The sequence below is a fragment of the Candidatus Hydrogenedentota bacterium genome (assembly GCA_019637335.1).
Lineage (GTDB): Bacteria > Hydrogenedentota > Hydrogenedentia > Hydrogenedentales > JAEUWI01 > JAEUWI01.
In genome coordinates this window covers 1-17,559 of sequence record JAHBVV010000023.1, presented here as the reverse complement: position 1 = coordinate 17,559, position 17,559 = coordinate 1, and the positions used below count along the sequence as shown (strand labels likewise).

At 64.4% G+C, this 17,559-nt stretch carries 14 protein-coding genes; 8 read left to right on the top strand and 6 right to left on the bottom strand.

All coding sequences use genetic code 11. The annotated features are described in order from the left end of the window. Positions 1-18: 18 nt before the first annotated feature. From KF886_20015 to KF886_20000, 4 genes are all read right to left on the bottom strand, one after another. Positions 19-1,317 (bottom strand): UDP-glucose/GDP-mannose dehydrogenase family protein, encoded by a 1,299-nt coding sequence (locus tag KF886_20015; GenBank protein ID MBX3179648.1) that lies wholly within the window; start codon positions 1,315-1,317, stop codon positions 19-21. Positions 1,318-1,460: 143 nt separating this feature from the next. Then, positions 1,461-1,877, bottom strand: a complete 417-nt coding sequence (locus KF886_20010) for an STAS domain-containing protein (protein MBX3179647.1) — start codon at positions 1,875-1,877, stop codon at positions 1,461-1,463. A gap of 121 nt (positions 1,878-1,998) precedes the next feature. Further along, positions 1,999-2,403, bottom strand: coding sequence for an ATP-binding protein (locus tag KF886_20005; GenBank protein ID MBX3179646.1), 405 nt, complete (start codon positions 2,401-2,403; stop codon positions 1,999-2,001). Positions 2,404-2,576: 173 nt separating this feature from the next. Next, complete coding sequence (locus KF886_20000; GenBank protein MBX3179645.1) at positions 2,577-4,439, bottom strand: hypothetical protein; 1,863 nt, start codon at positions 4,437-4,439, stop codon at positions 2,577-2,579. A 192-nt stretch (positions 4,440-4,631) separates the two neighbouring features. Between KF886_20000 and KF886_19995 the strand changes: the two genes are divergently transcribed. The 6 genes from KF886_19995 to KF886_19970 all read left to right on the top strand — a co-directional run bounded on the left by KF886_19995 (position 4,632) and on the right by KF886_19970 (position 12,403). Beyond that, positions 4,632-5,339, top strand: a complete 708-nt coding sequence (locus KF886_19995; GenBank protein ID MBX3179644.1) for a class I SAM-dependent methyltransferase — start codon at positions 4,632-4,634, stop codon at positions 5,337-5,339. Between the two features lie 310 nt (positions 5,340-5,649). After that, complete coding sequence (locus KF886_19990; protein ID MBX3179643.1) at positions 5,650-6,291, top strand: recombinase A; 642 nt, start codon at positions 5,650-5,652, stop codon at positions 6,289-6,291. Further along, positions 6,269-7,753, top strand: a complete 1,485-nt coding sequence (locus KF886_19985) for a DNA polymerase Y family protein (GenBank protein ID MBX3179642.1) — start codon at positions 6,269-6,271, stop codon at positions 7,751-7,753. The genes KF886_19990 and KF886_19985 overlap by 23 nt, the downstream gene beginning before the upstream one ends. A 7-nt stretch (positions 7,754-7,760) precedes the next feature. Beyond that, complete coding sequence (locus tag KF886_19980; protein MBX3179641.1) at positions 7,761-8,078, top strand: hypothetical protein; 318 nt, start codon at positions 7,761-7,763, stop codon at positions 8,076-8,078. After that, positions 8,005-11,133, top strand: coding sequence for an error-prone DNA polymerase (locus tag KF886_19975; protein MBX3179640.1), 3,129 nt, complete (start codon positions 8,005-8,007; stop codon positions 11,131-11,133). Before KF886_19980 ends, KF886_19975 begins: the two co-directional genes overlap by 74 nt. A 190-nt stretch (positions 11,134-11,323) precedes the next feature. Then, the gene (locus KF886_19970; GenBank protein MBX3179639.1) at positions 11,324-12,403 is read left to right on the top strand and encodes a DUF1016 family protein; all 1,080 of its coding nucleotides are present in this window, start codon (positions 11,324-11,326) and stop codon (positions 12,401-12,403) included. A gap of 480 nt (positions 12,404-12,883) precedes the next feature. Here KF886_19970 and KF886_19965 read toward each other — a convergent pair whose 3' ends face one another. Next, on the bottom strand, positions 12,884-13,096 hold the full coding sequence (locus KF886_19965; protein MBX3179638.1) for a cold-shock protein: 213 nt from the start codon (positions 13,094-13,096) through the stop codon (positions 12,884-12,886). A 348-nt stretch (positions 13,097-13,444) separates the two neighbouring features. On the opposite strand from KF886_19965, the gene KF886_19960 reads away from it, so the two are divergent. Beyond that, positions 13,445-14,431, top strand: a complete 987-nt coding sequence (locus KF886_19960) for a GDP-mannose 4,6-dehydratase (protein MBX3179637.1) — start codon at positions 13,445-13,447, stop codon at positions 14,429-14,431. On the opposite strand, the gene KF886_19955 is transcribed toward KF886_19960, so the two are convergent. Beyond that, on the bottom strand, positions 14,425-16,194 hold the full coding sequence (locus KF886_19955) for a hypothetical protein (protein ID MBX3179636.1): 1,770 nt from the start codon (positions 16,192-16,194) through the stop codon (positions 14,425-14,427). The two genes, KF886_19960 and KF886_19955, sit on opposite strands and share 7 nt — an antisense overlap. Before the next feature lie 660 nt (positions 16,195-16,854). On the opposite strand from KF886_19955, the gene KF886_19950 reads away from it, so the two are divergent. Next, positions 16,855-17,379, top strand: a complete 525-nt coding sequence (locus KF886_19950) for a recombinase family protein (GenBank protein ID MBX3179635.1) — start codon at positions 16,855-16,857, stop codon at positions 17,377-17,379. The last annotated feature ends 180 nt before the right edge of the window (positions 17,380-17,559 follow it).

The window sequence follows — 17,559 nt, the reverse complement described above, 5'->3', positions numbered from 1 at the left end:
CGCCGCGCCCTCCCGGGGCTACCGGCCCACGCCGTAGTAGGTGAAGCCCTCGGCTTCCGCGTCCCGGGGCGTGTATAGATTTCGCCCGTCGAAGATGACCCGTTCCGCCATGAGCTCGGCCATGCGTGCGAAGAGGGGGCGGCGGTAGTTGTTCCACTCGGTGGCTACGACAAGGCCGTGGGCGCCTTCGAGGGCGTCGTAGGGCTTGGCGACGACGGCGATCCGGCCTTTGTAGCGGGCTTCCAGCGCGGCGGTGGCCACGGGGTCGTGCACGCGCACGATTGCGCCGCGATCGAGGAGGGTGTCGATGATGCGGACGGCGATCGATCCCCGGATATCGTCGGTGCGGGGCTTGAAGGTGGCCCCCCAGAGCGCAATGGTCTTTTCGCCGATCTTTTCGCCGTAGTGACCGAGGATCTGATTTTCGAAATCGTCCTGGCGGCGGAGATTCACGGCCTTGACGGCGCGGATGAGGTCGGGATTGACGCCGTGGGCCTCGGCGAAGCGTATGCAGGCGTCCACGTCGCCGGGCAGGTGTACGCCGGCAAAGCCGAGGCCGGGAAAGAGGAAGGTGCTCCCGATTCGGCTGTCGCTCGCGAGGCCCTCGCGGACCTGGGCGATGTCGGCCCCGACGACCCCGCAAATGTCGGCGAGCTGGTTCATCATGGAGATGCGCGACGCGAGCATGACGTTCGTGGCGTACTTGGTCATTTCGGCGCTGGTCTGGCTCATGAAGAGGATGGGGCGTCCGGTGCGGAGGAAGGGGCTGTAGATCTCGCGGATCAGTTCCTGCACGCGGACATCCTCGCATCCGACGATGACGCGGTCGGGCTGCATGAAGTCGTCGATGGCCTTGCCGGCCTTGAGGAAATCGGGGTTGACGATGACGTCGAAGGGCTGTGTGGTGTTTTCGGCGAAGGTGGCTTCCAGGGCGCGCGCGGTGCCCGGGGGGCAGGCGCCCTTGTTGATGAAGAGTCGGTAGCCGGGCATGGACTTCGCGACGGCGGCGGCGAGGGCCAGGAGGCCGCTTGTGTCCACGGCGCCGGATTCGTCGACGGGGGGATTGACGCAGAAGAGGATGCTGAGGCAGTCCCGCACGGCGGCGACGAGGTCGGTCGAGAAGACGAGCCGCTCTTCCTCGAGGTTGCGGTTGAGCAATTCATCGAGGCCGGGCTCGTGGAAGGGGATGTCTCCCGCCTGCAAGGCGGCGACGCGCGCGGCGTCCTCCTCCACGCAGGTGACCTGGTGACCGGCTTCGGCGAGGCAGGTGCCGGCGACGAGGCCCTGGTAGCCCGTGCCCACAATAGCGATCTTCATTCGTAAACTCCGTCCATGCCTTCGGGCGGCTCCATTGCGGGGCACTCGAAACGAAGGGAAGCCGCCGTCCGCCGCCCCTTAACGGGCGGGATGGTAGCAAGCGCGCGTGAAATTGGTCAAGGATACGCCGTAATCCCGGCGAATTAGAGGGGGTCGTTCCAGGCGGCCTCTTCCGCGGCGACATCGAGCGCGCGTTCGAAGCGGCGGAGCCCTCCGGAGAGGTCGTCGTGGTAGATGGTGAACATTTTGTCGAGGTTGGTGATCTGGAAGACTTCCATGATGACCTTCGAGACGCCGCAGAGCCGGAGCTGGCCCTTCGCGGCTTCAATCGCCTTGTTGATGCGCAGGAGTTCCGTGAGGACCGCGCTGGAGAGGTAATCGACGTTCTCGAAATTCAGGAGCAGGTTGATGCCCGGGCGGGCTTCGATGTAGGCGATGACTTCGTTCCCGAATTCCACGACGTTGATGGTGCTGAGCACGCTTGAGGTCCGGACGGTGCCGACGTTTACGCGGCCCTGATCCGAAAACTCGACGATTTGTTCCCTGGCTTCTCCACTCATATCCGTTTCTCCTCGCGGCCGGCGCGTTACGCCCGCCTGCTTAGTCCCGCACTTCCAAATCCCCGCGGGGATGACCCTGCGCCATCGGCGTTTTTCTGCTACCCTGTGCGACGCGGCGCGGCTAACAGGCCTTGCGCCGGAACGACATCTCGAGACAGTGCGCCGCGGTGTCAAAACGCACGTTGTCCATGTAATGGCGAATAAGACAAATCCCCCGCCCGCCCAGCTGGTCGCTTTCCGGAAGCGCCACCTGATCCACACAGAAGCCGCCGCCTTCGTCACATACCTGAATGACGCACTGATCGCCACGGGCGGACATCGCGAGGTGCACGCGCCGGCTGGCGTCACTCTTATTGCCGTGCCGCACGGCGTTTACCAGGGCTTCTTCGAGACAGAGGCGGATACAGGGGACGTGCGTATCCTGGATCCAATCGCCTTCGCGCAGCGCGCCCACGGCGTTATCGAGGGTCCGCGTCATGGCGTCGAAGGTGCTCGGAAACTCTTCTTCGAAAAAGGGCCTGCTCACAACGGCCTCCGGCATGAAAACACGCGTTGCATGCCTGAATTATAACATTGAACCGTAACCGATCGTGTTTCGGCGGCGGCCGCCACGCGTTCTCTCCGGCGCTGACCGGCGTCTCCCCGCCGTGAAAGCGTAGCATACGCCCGCCGCGAGACCCAAACCGGCGGAGCGGCGCTTCAGGGGTTCTCGCTGCTGGCGGCGGGGATTGGCCCCCCCGACTCGGCAAGCTGTTCGCGCAGTGCGGCGGCGGCGGCGAGATCTCCGAGGTACACTGTGAGGCGTCCGGTGAGCCAGGAACCGTCCAGATCCTGGCTGGCGCGGATCTGTCGAAACGCGGTCAGGAAGGGGGCGTATTCGGGCAGAGCCGGGGCGTCGGGCGAGAACATGGCGGCGGCGCCGGCGATATTCTGAGCGATCGCGGTGTTGATGACGGCGGCCTGGTAGCGCGGCGCGTCGATGTCGAAGGGGGGATCCATGGCGGCGAATAAGCTGGAGACCTGGCCCGCCTGGTGGCGCTCGATGGCTCCGCGAATGCCGGTTTCCGAGGTGCTTGCGATGGCGAAGTCGGAGAGGTAGCTGAGAAACACTGGAAGGCCGAGGGGGGTGTCGACCCGGCTGATGGCCGTGCCGGCGACCTCGCCGGCGGGGGCGGGCTGCAGGATGACCTGCAGGATGCCCTGGGTCACCTGCGGCTGGGCGAGCCCGAGCAGGAGGTGGATTTCGGGCATGCCGGCGATTCCCGGGGCGATGCCGAGGGTGATCTCGTCGCCGATTTGCGAGAGGATCTGGGAGGCCATTGAAAGCTGCATGATGGCGTCGGGGTCCGCCGCCTGGCCGCCCTGGGGGAGCATGGCTTCGGTCATCTGGGCCTTGAACTGGTCGTTGGTGCGGATGCTCATGAAGGCCTCGGTATTCTCGGGGAGGAGGCGCGCGAGGCGGAGGGGCGCGGCGGGGCCGGCCGTTTCGAGCATGCCGGGGTGGGTTGCGGTGTCGGCGCGGACGAGGAATTCCAGCCGGTCGCCGGCCATATGGGCGGTGACCACGATGGGGTCGTTGTCTTCGGGGCCGAAGGTCTTCTCATATTTTTCGAGTTGCGCGGCGGCGATCGCCATTTCCAGTTTGTCGCCAGCGAAGACGGGCATGACGTCGCGCATGAGCGGGAGGAATCGCCCGCCGTAGACGAGCATGGCGACTTCGTCCGCCGCCGCGGCGGGGCATTCCACGGTGCCGTAGCGCAGGGTGGCCGGCGTCGCGACCCGTTCCGCGGCGCCGCGCAGCAAGTCCAGGTTGCCGGCGAGGATGCGCCGTCCGGCGGCGAAGTAGGCGAAGTCTCCGCGGGCGAGCATCCGGACGCCGGCGGCTTCTTCGGAGGCGGCCGGTATGCCGCGCAGTTTTTCGTGTCGGTCCGCGATGCGTTCCAGGGCTTCAATCGCCGCCGCGGGATCGGTCGCGCCGTATACGAGGAGCCATGCCGGACTTCCCGCGTCCCCCAGCGTATCCAAGGGAGCGGCGCCGGAGGCCCGCGCGGCGGTTTGAGCATCCGCGGCGGATTTGACCATGGGCTCGAAATCGAAGAATACCCCGATGGGCGCGTTGGGGTCCGCGGCCAGGGCGGCGGCCAATTCTTCGAAGCTGCCGGCTTCGATGCCGAGATCCGCGCCAAGATTTCGGAAGAGCTCGGCCTGGCTTTCGCGCACGACGGCTTCGGGCTCGCCGACGCGCGCGAGCGCTTCGAGATCGCTCAGGAGGCCCGGCGCGGGCGGGAGTGCGAGGGCGACCTGGGCTTTTTCGGGCATGTATTGCAGCACGGACAGCGTGACCGGGACGATATCGCCCATGGGCACGGAGGGGGGCGCGGTGTTGGGGATGGCCGGCTCTTCCACCGCGGTTACGGGCGCGAGCGGCGGGGCGGCGGCCTCTTCCGGCGGCGTTTCCACTTCCTTGCCGCCGCAGCCGCTGCCCAGCAGGGCCAGTCCGGCGAGCAGGGCGGTGGCGTAAAGCAGGGCGTGGAGGGGTTTGTGCATCGTAAAGCGCGCCATGGCGTGGTGTTCCTTTTCTGGCTTATGGGCAATGCGGTTCGCGGCTGTAGCGCCGCTTCAGACTGCCGGGAACCGCCAGTATGCCCGGCGGGATGGGCCTGATCAAGCGCGCTGGGGTGTAAAGGCGCGCGCGGGGGTTGCCGATACTCTTCTCCAGGGCGCGTGGCGCGCCCGGACGGAGGATTGGCGGGCATGGACATCGCGCGGTTTCGCCGGGAATTCTGGAGCGCGTTCGGGTCGGGCCGCAACCGGCCGGAGCCTGGCCTGGAGGATCGGGAGCGGCATCGGGCGCGGGACTCCTGCCCGGATGTGCCGGGGATGCTTTCGGTGAAGAAGCAGCGGCTGCTCCACCTGGCCTATTCGCTGCTGCCCGAGAATGAAGCCTACCTGGAGGTGGGCACGTACATGGGGAAGAGCCTGATTTCCGCGATGCTGGGCAATCCCCGGCGCGCGGTCTATGCGGCGGACAATTTTTCGGAGTTTGACGGGAACAGTTTCGAAGTGTTGCAGGGGAATCTCGAGCGTTATGGCTTGCGGGAGCAGGTCAACTTCTGCAACGCGGATTTTCGCCGGGTTTTTGACCACAGCCTACTGAAGGCGCCCGTGGGGCTTTATTTCTATGACGGGGGGCACGATTATGTCGACCAGTACGACGCGATCCGGCTGGTGGAGCCGTTTCTGGCCGACCAGGCCCTGATTCTGGTGGATGACTGGCGTTTTGCGCCGGATTCGGGGTCGTATGCGCGGGTCGCGACCCTGCGCGCGGCGAAAGAGCTGGAGGGGCGCATGAAACTGCTCTACGAGCTTCCGTCGCGGTATAACGGGGACCTGGCGATGTGGTGGAACGGGCTCGGGGTGCTGTCGTTTGAGCGGGAGGCGCGGCTGCGGGAGACGGCGTAGCGGGGGCAGGGACGGCAGGGACAGCAGGGACAGCAGGGACAGCAGGGACAGCAGGGACAGCAGGGACAGCAGGGACAGCAGGGACGGCAGAGACGGCAGAGACGGCAGAGACGGCAGAGACGGCAGAGACGGCAGAGACGGCAGGGACGGCAGAGACGGCAGAGACGGCAGAGACGGCAGGGACAGCAGGGACAGCAGGGACAGCAGGGCAGGGACCTTTTTGCTCTTTCTCTTTACAACTGAATTTATTTTCAGTAAAATAAGAGAAGAAGTCAACCCCCAATTTTCGCCCCCGGAAAGGAGCCGCGCCATGTCCGCCGCCAGCGCCCCGTCCGCTATCGCCGATATCACCACCGCCAGCACCCTGTTGGATCGCCGTATCCACGACGCGCCGCCGGAGGCCTGGTCGCTTGCCGCGGCGTTGGGGCGTTTTGTGGCGCTGGAGTTTGGGCCGGGATCGGGGACGGCGGCCCTGAGCCTGGCAGCGGGGCTGATCCGGGAGGCGCAGGCGCAGCAGGGGCTGGCCGCGTGGATAGCGGGGCCGGGGCGGATTTTTTTCCCGCCGGACTTTGCTGCGTCGGGGGTGGATCTGGCGGCGTTGCCGGTGGTGCGCGCGCCGGACGCGGCCCGGGCGGCGCGCGTGGCGGATACCTTGCTGCGCTCGGGGAGTTTTGCGCTGGTGGTGTTCGATGGCGATGCGCAGGCGTTGCCGCTCGGGGTGCAGACGCGGCTGGCGGGGCTGGCGGTGCAATACCATACGGCGCTGGTGACGCTGCGTTCGCCGGGGGAGCGTTCTTCCCGCGGATCGCTGGTGTCGCTGCGCTGCGCGACGGGTAAGCGGCGTGCGGGGCACGATTGTTTTTCCTGCGAGTTGCGGGCGTTGAAGGACAAGCGCCGGGCTCCGGGCTGGACCTATGAGGAATTGCGCCATGGACCGGATGGCCTGTGTTAATTGCCCGGCGCTGCCGTTGCAGCTGCTGGTGCGCGCGCATCCGGATTGGCGCGGGCGGCCGGTGGTTGTGGTGGACCGGGACAAGCCGAACGGCGTGATCCAGTGGACGAACACGGCGGCGCGGGGGTTCCGCATTTTTCCGGGCATGCGCTATGCGGCGGGGCTGGCGCTGGCGCCGGAATTGCGCGGGGGCGAAGTGGCGGATGCGCTGGTGGGGGCGGCCTCGGCGGAGCTCACGCAACGGCTGTGGGATTTCAGCCCGCGGGTGGAGCCGTCGCCGGAGGAGCCCGGGGTGTTCTGGGCGGACGTGTCGGGGATGGGGATCGTGTATCCGTCGCTGGGGCGGTGGGCGGAGGCGGTGCGGGAGGATTTTCGGGGAGCGGGTTTTCAGGCGGTTGTGGCGGTGGGTTTCAGCCGTTTCGGGAGCTATGTGGCGGCGCGGTCGCGGAGGGAAAATATTGTTTTTACGACGCCCGCCGAGGAACAGGCGTGTGCGGATGGCGTGCCGGTGAGCCATCTGCGGCTGGAAGCGGGGGTGCAGGACACGCTGTACAAGCTGGGCATCGAGACGGTGGGCCAGTTTCTTTCGTTGCCGGCGCGGGGGCTGCGCAAGCGCTTCGGAGCGGAGGCGGAGGCGATCTACCGGCTGGCGAAGGGGAGCGGCTGGCGTCCCTTGCAGCCGCTGCCGGTCCGCGAGGCCGTGACGGCGGCGGTGCTGCTGGATTACCCGGAGACGGATTGCGGGCGGCTGGTGGCGCGCCTGGCGGAACTCCTGCGGGGGCTGCTTTCGGAGCTGGAGGGGCGGCATGAAAACCTGCGGGCGCTGCACTGGCGGTTCGTGCTGGACAACGGGGGCGAGGCGTCGGGGGAGCTTATTCCGGCGGCGCCCACGCGCGATGCGAACCAGATCCTGCGCCTGGCGCGGCTTCACCTGGAGCAGCGGAGTTTTCCGTCGGGCGTGGTGGAGCTGGAGGCGCGGGCCGAGGGGCAGCCAATATCGCAGCGGCAGACGGATCTATTTCAGGAGGCGCCCCGGCGCAACCTGGCGGCGGCGGCGCGGGCTTTTGCGGCGATCCGCGCGGAGCTGGGGAACGACGCGGTGGTGGCGGCGCGGCTGGGCGCGGGTCATTTGCCCGAGGCGCAGTATTGCTGGGAGGCGCTGGGGGATCTGCCGCGCCCGAAGCCGGTGGCGGTGGCGTCCGCGCCGCTGGTCCGGCGGATCTACCGCCCGGCGATCCCGCTGCCGCCCCGGGATCGGCACGAGCCGGATGGGTGGTTGATTGCGGGGGTGTCCGAGGGGCCGGTGGAGGAGGTGATCGGGCCGCAGCTGATCAACGGGGGGTGGTGGCGGGGGGAGGTGAGCCGCGCCTATTACTATGCGCGGACGCGGAGCAACCGCTGGTTCTGGATTTATCACGATTTGCGGCGGCGGCGCTGGTATCTGCAGGGGGAAGTGCAATGATGGGGGGGTGGGACGAAAAGGACAGCAGGGACAGCAGGGACAACAGGGACAACAGGGACAACAGGGACAACAGGGACAACAGGGACAACAGGGACGACAGGGACGACAGGGACTACAGGGACTACAGGGACAACAGGGACAACAGAGACAACAGAGACAACAGAGACAACAGAGACAACAGAGACAACAGAGACAACAGGGACGCCGTGCCTTCAACGCCCTCTTCTCAACTGTCCACTGTCAACGGTCAACTGTCCACTGTCTACGCTGCGTTGTGGTGCAAGAGCGTGTATTCGTTTCTGGAGGGGGCGAGCCATCCGGATGAGCTGGTGGAGGAGGCGCACCGGCTGGGGATCCGGTCGCTGGCGCTTACGGATCGCGACGGGGTGTATGGCCTGCCCCGGGCGCACAAGCGCGCGCGGGAGCTGGGCGTGCACCTGATTGCCGGGTCGGAGGTTTCTATCGACGACGGCACGCATATCCTCCTGCTTGCGATGGATCGCGGGGGCTATGCGAACCTGTGCCGGCTGATCTCCGCGGGGCGCCTGCGCTGTCCGAAGGGGCAGAGCCGGGTCTCGTGGGAGGAGGTTTGCGCGCGGTCGGCGGGGCTCATCGCGCTGTGGGGCGGGGCGGGCAGCCGTCTGCTGGCGGAGGCGCCGCCGGGGCGCGAGGCGGGGCAGCTCCGGGAGGCCTTTGGTGATCGGCTGTACGCGCTGTTGACGCGGCACCGGGAGGTGGGCGAGGGGCGGCTGGAGCACCGCCTTCGGGAGCGGGCGCGCGCGCTGGGGCTGCCGGTCGCGGCGGGGATGGAGACGCTCTACCACACGCCGACGCGGCGGCCCCTGCAGGATGTGCTGACGTGCATCCGCCACGGGGTGAGCCTGGGGGCGGCGGGTGTGCGCATCAAGCCGAACGACCAGCATTACCTGCGTGCCCCCCACGGCTTCGCGGAGCTTTTCGGGGATGATCCGGAGGCGGTGGAGGCCACGGCGGCGATCGCGGCGCGCTGCACGTTTTCGCTGGCGGAGATCCGCTACCGCTATCCGGTGGAGCGGCTGCCCGACGGTTCGGACGCGGCCAGCCACTTTCGCGATCTGACGTATGCGGGGGCGGCGGATCGCTATCCGGAGGGCGTGCCGGAGGATGTCCGCGCGCAACTGGACAAGGAACTGGATCTCATTCGCGAGTTGGAGTTTGAGGGATACTTCCTCACGATGCGGGAGATCGTGCAGTTCTGCCGGCGGGAGCATATCCTCTGCCAGGGGCGCGGATCGGCGGCGAATTCGGCGGTGTGCTATTGCCTGGGCATCACATCGGTGGATCCCGTGCGGATGGGACTGCTTTTTGAGCGTTTTTTGTCCCGCGAGCGCAACGAACCGCCGGATATTGACCTGGACATCGAGCACAACCGGCGTGAGGAGGCGATCCAGTACGTTTACAGGCACTATGGCCGGGGCCACGCGGCGATGGTGGCGAATTTCATCCGTTACCGCGCGAAATCGGCGGTGCGCGACGTGGGCAAGGCGCTGGGTATCGCCGAGACCGCGCTGGAGCGGCTGGCGCGCCACCTGTCGCACCACGATTTTCCATCGGCGGAGACGCTTCGGGCGGCGGGGCTCGATCCCGAGGCGCCGGCCCACCGGCATTTGCTGCGGCTGGTGCGGGAGATCGAGGACGTGCCGCGGCATCTTTCCATCCATCCCGGCGGTTTTCTGCTGGGGCACGAGCCGGTGGATACGCTCGTGCCGATTGAAAACGGGGCCATGGCGGATCGCACGGTGATCCAGTGGGACAAGGAGGACATCGAGGATCTGGGACTGTTCAAGGTGGACCTGCTGGGGCTGGGCGCGCTGAATGTGGTGCACAAGGCCTTCGATTTGATCGAGCAGCACGAAGGCGCGCGCTGGACGCTTGCGACGATCCCGCCGGACGATGCGGCGACCTTTGCGCAGATCCAGCGGGGGGACACGGTGGGGGTGTTTCAGATCGAGAGCCGCGCGCAGATGGCCATGCTGCCGCGCCTGCGCCCTCGGAATTATTACGACCTGGTGATCGAGGTGAGCATCGTGCGGCCCGGGCCGATCACGGGGGGCATGGTGCATCCGTATTTGCGGCGGCGGAACGGAGAAGAGGCGGTGACCTATCCGCACCCGTGTCTGGAGCCGGTGCTGAAGAAGACGCTCGGGATTCCCTTGTTTCAGGAGCAGGTGATGCAACTGGCGATGGTGGCCGCGGACTACACGCCGGGCGAGGCCGACCAACTCCGGCGGGACATGGCCGCGTGGCGCAAGAGCGGGCGTATTCTGCGGCACCGGGACCGCCTGATTTCTCGGATGATGAAGAAGGGGATCGCGCGGGAATTTGCGGAGCGGGTGTTCGAGCAGATTCAGGGCTTCGGGGAGTATGGCTTTCCGGAAAGCCACGCGGCCAGCTTCGCGCTGATAGCGTACGCCACGGCGTGGCTCAAACAACATTACCCGGCGGCGTTTCTGGCGGCGCTGCTCAACGCGCAGCCCATGGGTTTTTACAGCCCGGCGACGCTGGTGGAGGATGCGAAGCGGCACGGGGTGGCGGTGCGGCCGATCGATGTGCGGTATAGCGACTGGGAGTGTACGTTGGAAGAAAGTAGGATAGCCGTCCCGGCTGTCCTGGACAGGCGGGACGCCTATCCTACTCTTGAAACGCGAATGGGTTTGCGCTTTGTGAAGGGCTTGCAGGAGGCCGAGGCGCGCCGGATCATCGCCGCGCGGGAGACGGGGGCTTTTGCGTCGCTGGAGGATTTTGCGTTGCGGGCGCGGCTGCCGCATGGGGCGCTGACGCGGCTTGCGGAGGCCGGGGCGCTGGCGGCGTTTGCGGATGATCGCCGGAGCGCGCTGTGGCGGGCCCTGGGGCTCGACCGCGAGCTGCACGCGCAGCTCCGGGTGCAGACGCCGGAGCCGGACGCGGCGCTCAATACGCTCAGCCTGGCGGAGGCGATTCACTGGGATTACGCCTATACCAGCCACAGCACGCACGGGCATCCCATCGCCCCCTACCGCGACGCGCTCGCGGCGGCGGGGCTCCCGGACGCCGCCACGGTGGCGGGGATGAAAAATGGGTCCCGCACGCGCTATGCGGGGCTGGTCATCTGCCGGCAACGTCCCGGGACGGCCAACGGGGTGGTGTTTATGACGCTGGAGGACGAAACGGGCCTGGTGAACCTGGTGGTGTGGGAGACGGTGTACCAGAAGCACCGGACGCTGGTGAAAACGCAGCCGTTTATCGGGGTCACGGGGAAATTGCAGGTGCAGTCCGGCGTCACGCATCTTGTGGCGGAGGAACTCTGGGTTCCGGAGACGCGGCTGACGACGGAGGAGACGAGGAGTCGGGATTTTCATTGAGGGCAGGCGTTGAATCTGGTAAGACCACGGAAATCGAATCAGGAACCGAAAGCCACAAAAGAAAACCGATCTATGCCCGCTTTCCGGCGCACTCCCGGTTGATATTTCGGGTTGATATTATCCTTGCAAGAATCTCAAATAAGTGATAATATTTTCAGTATGCGGTATCACTAACCTTGGGAGGCTTCTGATGGGCGGAAAGGCAAAGCAGCGGAAATTGCAGGCGCAGAACGATGTGGCGTCCGTGGAACTCGTAGGGGACATTCGCCGTCTGGTGGAGGAAACACGGACTACCGTGTCCGTGGCGGTTAATGCGGCGCTGACTATGCTTCACTGGCGGATCGGAAAGCGAATAGGCGAAGAAATTCTTGGTCGGGAGCGGGCGAAGTACGGGGCGCAAATTGTCTCCGCACTGGGGAGACAATTTGAATCGGAATTTGGCAAGGGATTCAGTGCGAAGAGTCTTCGTCACATGATGCGATTCTATGAGTCATTTCCCGACGAGGCAATTGTCTCATCACTGATGAGACAATTGAGTTGGACGCACTTTCTACGGATTATCTATATCGACGACCCGCTCAAACGCGATTTTTACGCCGAAATGTGCCGCATCGAAAAATGGAGCACGCGTACGCTCCAGAAGAAGATCGACTCGATGTTGTACGAACGCACCGCCCTGTCGAAGAAGCCGGAAGAGGTCATTGAACACGAATTGGCGCAATTGCGCGATGGCGACCGGATGAGTCCGGCTCTGGTCTTCAAGGACCCCTACATCCTCGATTTCCTTGGATTGAATGACCGCTACTTCGAGAAGGACATCGAAGACGCGATCCTCCGGGAGATGGAGCATTTTCTTCTGGAAATGGGCGCCGGTTTCGCGTTTGTGGCGCGCCAGAAGCGCATCCAGATCGACAACGACGACTTCTACCTCGATTTGCTCTTTTACCACCGAAAACTCCACCGGATTGTGGCGCTCGATCTCAAGTTGAGCGCGTTCCGGCCGGAACACAAAGGGCAAATGGAGCTCTATCTCCGCTGGCTCGCGAATCACGAACAGGAACCCGGCGAGCAGGCGCCCCTCGGCATCATTCTCTGCGCGGGGAAGAAAGAGGAGCAAATCGAGCTGCTGGAACTTGGCCAATCCGGCATCCACGTCGCGGAATACCTCACCGCCCTCCCGCCGCGCGAGGTGCTGGCCGCGCGCTTCCACGATGCCATACGGCGGTCGCGCGCGCGCATCGAAAACCGAGCGCAAGATGATCGCGAGTGAGATGGGGGCCCCTGCCAGGTACGGGTGAATATTGGGCGCCCGAGACGCGGCTGACGAGGGAGGAGACGAAGAGCCGGGATTTTCATTGAGGGGCGGGTGAGCGGCGCGCGGGGGATTGGATTGGGAGCCACCAGGAGCACAGGGAACGCAGCGCAGCCACAGGCCGCAACCGATTTTTTTGAACCGCGAATTAACGCAAATGGACACGAATGAAGGAGGTGTTCCGAAGTTGCGATTATGGCGTCAACGGGCCGGACGAACACTGTGAGGTCCGCGGGCGCGAAACCCGTCGAAGGATAGCGATCACACCGGCCCCGCGGGCTCATGCGCACGCGAGGCAGTAGAGAACCCGCCCCGCTTTCACGTGTCCATTCGCGGTCCATGTCTTTCGCGCACACGCGAACCGCGCACTGAAGAAGCGCCGGCGCCTGGAGCAGTTCCAGGCGCCGGCGTCGCGCGTGTTTGCCCGATACGCGGTGGTTAATCCTTGCTACCGGCCTTCTTTACCACAACCGCCTGTGGCCCCTTACTGCCCTCCTTGAGTTCGTAAAGAACGTCCTCACCCTGCCGCAAGGTCCGGAAACCGTCCATCTCAATCGCCGTATGGTGAACGAACACATCACTCGCCTGTTCGCGCGCGATGAAGCCGTACCCTTTCGAATCGCTGAACCATTTCACCTTGCCGGAATTCAGTGCAGAGGTACCCATGTCTGACACGACCTCCTCCCTTCCTGTTAATCCTTGTAGGTTCCGCCGCAGTACTTCCCAAGAAGCGCTGCCCTGTACACTACATACCCAATCCGCTTGTTAAAGGATATACCCGCTCACCAAATCTGTCAATAGAAATGGTTTTAGTGTACAAAAGTAAGACAATGCGTGACGCCGGCATTGTGTGAAAATGCATAAAAGCGGGCGATCCGGCCATCAAGACGGCGTCGATCCGCCTATTCGGCGCCCGAAGCAGGCATCCTGTCTCTTGAACGGCCACTGGACGAACCGTATACTGCGGCCCGATATCGGGCGTCACTTGGAGGGTCTGGAATGCGCGCATTAGTCACGGGAGGGGCCGGCTTCATCGGTTCGCACCTCTGCGAAACGCTGATTGAAGGCGGAAACGAGGTCTTCGTGCTGGATGACCTGAGCACGGGCCGCTTCGAGAACATCGAACATCTCCCGGACATTACGACGGTAATCGATTCCACCCTGAACCAGGAGATCGTGCGCGATCTGGTGCGCGAAGTCGACGTTGTCTACCACCTTGCCGCCACGGTGGGGGTTAACCTCGTGGTGGAGCAGCCGATCCAGACCATCGTCAACAACATCCGGGGCACCGAAGTGGTGCTGGAGGAGGTATGCCGGTACCGGCGCAAGCTGCTGATCACGTCCACCAGCGAAGTGTATGGCAAAGGCACGAAAGCGCGGTTCGAAGAAGACGACGATCGGATCATTGGCCCCACCCACCGGCACCGTTGGTGTTACGCCGCCTCGAAGGCCATCGACGAGTTCCTGGCCTTTGCCTACTGGCGGGAAAAACGCCAGCCGGTCGTGGTTGCCCGGCTGTTTAACACGGTCGGGCCACGCCAGACCGGCCGCTACGGCATGGTCATCCCCCGGCTCGTTTCGCAGGCCCTGCACGGCGAGCCGCTCACGGTGTTCGGAGACGGCAGGCAGACCCGCTGCTTCACCTACGTGGGCGATGTTGTGCCCGCCCTGATCAAACTCATGGCGGCCCCGGGCGCCAGTGGTGAAGTCTTCAATATTGGCAGCGACAATCCGATAGCGATCGCGGACCTGGCCCGACAAATCATCGAACGAACCGGCAGCCGCTCCCAGATTCGATACGTGCCGTATGAAGAAGCCTTCGGCCCGGGCTACGAGGACATGCGTCACCGCGCCCCCTGCCTGAAACGCATTCAGGCCGCCATTGGATACGCGCCCACGACGGGGCTCGACGACATCCTTGACGCCGTCATCGCCGATTTGCGCGCCCGCATGGCCCGGACAGGCCCCGCAGCCACGCCTCAGTAGGGGATGCGGCGGTCCTCTTCCGTGTACTTGGACTCTATCCGGACCCACGTTTTGCTCGGGTCGACGGGGCCCGTCCGCAGCAGGTCCGTGCCGATATCGTCCGCGTAGATCGGGCTGGACATCGCGAGCACCTCCACCGGTCCGAACCCCGCGTCCGGATTGTCGGGCTGGCGGATGACGCGCAGCCGGTACACCGCGCGGAAATCGGTTGTCTGCAGGAAGTTTCTGCTGTAAACGTTTTCCCGGATGATTTCGCTCATAATGGCGTGCCCGTTTCGCAGCATCTCCACTTTCGCGCCCATCGCCCCGGTCACGAGAATATAGAATCCGACGTCCACGCCCAGCGGGATCGCGCCCCCCATGCTGACGTCTACGGAACCGTCATTCAAGACATCGGCCCGGAAGTTCAACTGAACGCCATCCGGGCGATTCCCTACGAAGGTCCGGCCCAGCCGGAGCCCCTCCATGATCGCCGGCAGCGATTTATTCGCCGCGTAGACCCACGTTGTCGGCTGGCCCATGGGAACCGAGGGCCGGTCGACCATGCCGCCGCCGACCACGCTGCACACCTGGCCGCGCACCAGCTCGTAGTCCCAGAACAACGCCGCCTGATCGTTTGCCGACACCTTGCGATCCTTCTGGCCCGCATTCGCCGCAAGTTGCGCCGTCTTATCCGCCACGGCGGCGGCCGCCGCAATCGAATACACCAGATTGCCGTTCGCCCGCCGCTTGAGCGTTTCGGGAAGCGACGTCAGGCGAAGCGGTTGCTGCGCGCGCCATGGGCCGTTCCAGACCTGCACCGCATTCACATATTGTATGCGCCACTTCCAGGGGGCGTCCGTGAAGCAGGGGTGCCCCACGACAAACACCCCCCCCTGGCTCTGCACGCGGATGCACTCGGCCTGGGCCATCTCCTCGCCTTCGGGCTCGCCGGGCATTGTTCCCGGCCCGTAGATCAGCGCGACGCCCTGATCCCTGGATCCCCAGGCCAGCGCCGGTATCAGCACGACCCGATCCGATGTGAAGCCGGGATCGCGGCTCGCCTCCATTGTGTTCAAGTCGGTGATTGCCAGAAAATCCAAGCCCGCCTGCTCCGCGCGCTGCACCAGTTGCGCCACGGTCTCCTTGCCGCCGCCATACTGGCTAACGGCGTGCAATTCGCCCTTGAACCAGCCCGGGCTATTTGCTCCGCCCAACACGCGCTGGTCATATATGATGGGATCGTGCCCCGGTATGCTGCTCGCGTCCAGCGGATTGCTGCCCGCCTCAAGCTCGACACGGTCTATCGCGAGATCGCGATCCTGGTCGAAATCGCGCATCGTCAACTTGCCGCTTGCCCCCTCAAGCAGGTTCGCCGAGATGCTTGCCGCGGAACCTTCCACCACCTCGATTTTGTGCAGCGAGGCCAGAATCGGGACCTGGTTGTCATACACATAGACATACGCATCGTGCGCGCCCAGCGGCGCCTGGACCGTCGCCCGTCCCGTGGGTACCTCGAACCGGGTGACGACCTCGGTGGTCGTCGGGCGGTAAAGCACCACCCGGGAAGGTAGATCGCGACCCGAGACATCGGAGATATGCACCGCGAGATCGCCGGTTGGCCCTTGGGGTTTGCGCTCGGGCCGGTCGGTCCTGGGCGCTTCGGGAATGCGCGCCTGCCGCGACGCCGACTCCGGCGCTGGTGCAGAACCGCCTTCGGGCGTGGACGCGCACCCCGCAATCAGCAGCGCCAACAGACATAGGCTGGATCTACGCAAATTCATACACGGCTCCACTTTATGACGAGGACAGCACTTCCGCAAGATACACCTGCCGTCCCGGTGCGCGATGGCGCACCGGTTCCGCCTGGGTTTCGCGACCCTGTTCGGGCTCGATTGCCCTGCGCGGTGGGATTATAATACCGGACGCCCCCACAAACTACAACCGCATTGCGCGCGAGTTGTCCGTGCGGGTCGCCCGGTTTATCCCCTGTCAACTACCGGCGTTCTTTTTACGTTATCCAGAAAAGGCAGCGCAGCTACCGCCCAAGCCGCCGCGGGCCCTGCTGATAACGGCTCCGGACAAGACCTTTGCTGGCCGGGAACTTGACACTCTGGCAGGGCCTGACGAAAATGTACACCAGCGGAAAATCCGCTCCAAGCCACTGCTACAAGGAATCTTATGCAGTTTTATGGGGAGCGTTCCGCCAAAAATTTAACACTAATTTCTTGACATGCCTGTTGAATTTGTGTACACTTACTATATACGGCTTGGGACGGTGTTAAGCCTGCGGTAATGCCGGGACGTATATGGCGGCTTGTGATCGTTGATGAATGTCATCGCCAAGCGTTGCTGAAGTATCATCATGGACTTATCAACTGTGATTCAGCGATGCTTCACCGGCGGCGCAAGAGAAAACAAACTCATGTGGAGGTGCGAATCATATGAGTACGGAAACTATACCTGAAGTAGAAGTCGATCATGGCGATCCCGCGGGTCGCCTGACGCACGGGGCCAAGGTCAAGCGCGGCCAGCTCACTTCCGTGCAGCAGGGCCGCTACGGAACCGGGCCGGCGCCTTATGGCTACCGGCGCGGGGCCGAAGGTGAGAAGCCCCTTGTCGTGGATGATCGGGAAGCCGAAGTGGTCCGCATGATTTTCCGGGAGTACCTGGTAACCCGCAGCACGGGCAAGGTGGTCAACTACCTGCATTCGAAGAACATTTTTACCCGCAAGGGCAACAAATGGTCCCGCCAGGCCATCGCGATCATCCTCTCCAACCGGACGTACCGGGGGCGGGTGAGCTATGGCGAACTGGAAACGGAAGGCCTTCACGAACCGATTATTGAGCCGGCGCTTTTCTACAAGGCGAACGCCCTTAAGGAAAGGAAGCGCCGCCAGGTTAAGGATCAGACGCCCACGCCGGTCGTGCCGAAGAAACCGGGCAACTTCCGCTGGCTCACTTCCTGATCAACGGCCTGTCCGAATAATAACAAGCCGCCAGGGTTCCGCAGGATCCTGGCGGCTTTGATTTGAGCCGAGTCGGGATGCGGGGTCGATGCGCGGGGGGATTGGATCGGGAGCCACAAAGAGCGCAGGGCAGCCTTGGGCCGCAACCAAAGAAATGTTCACCACGAAGGGCACGAAGAC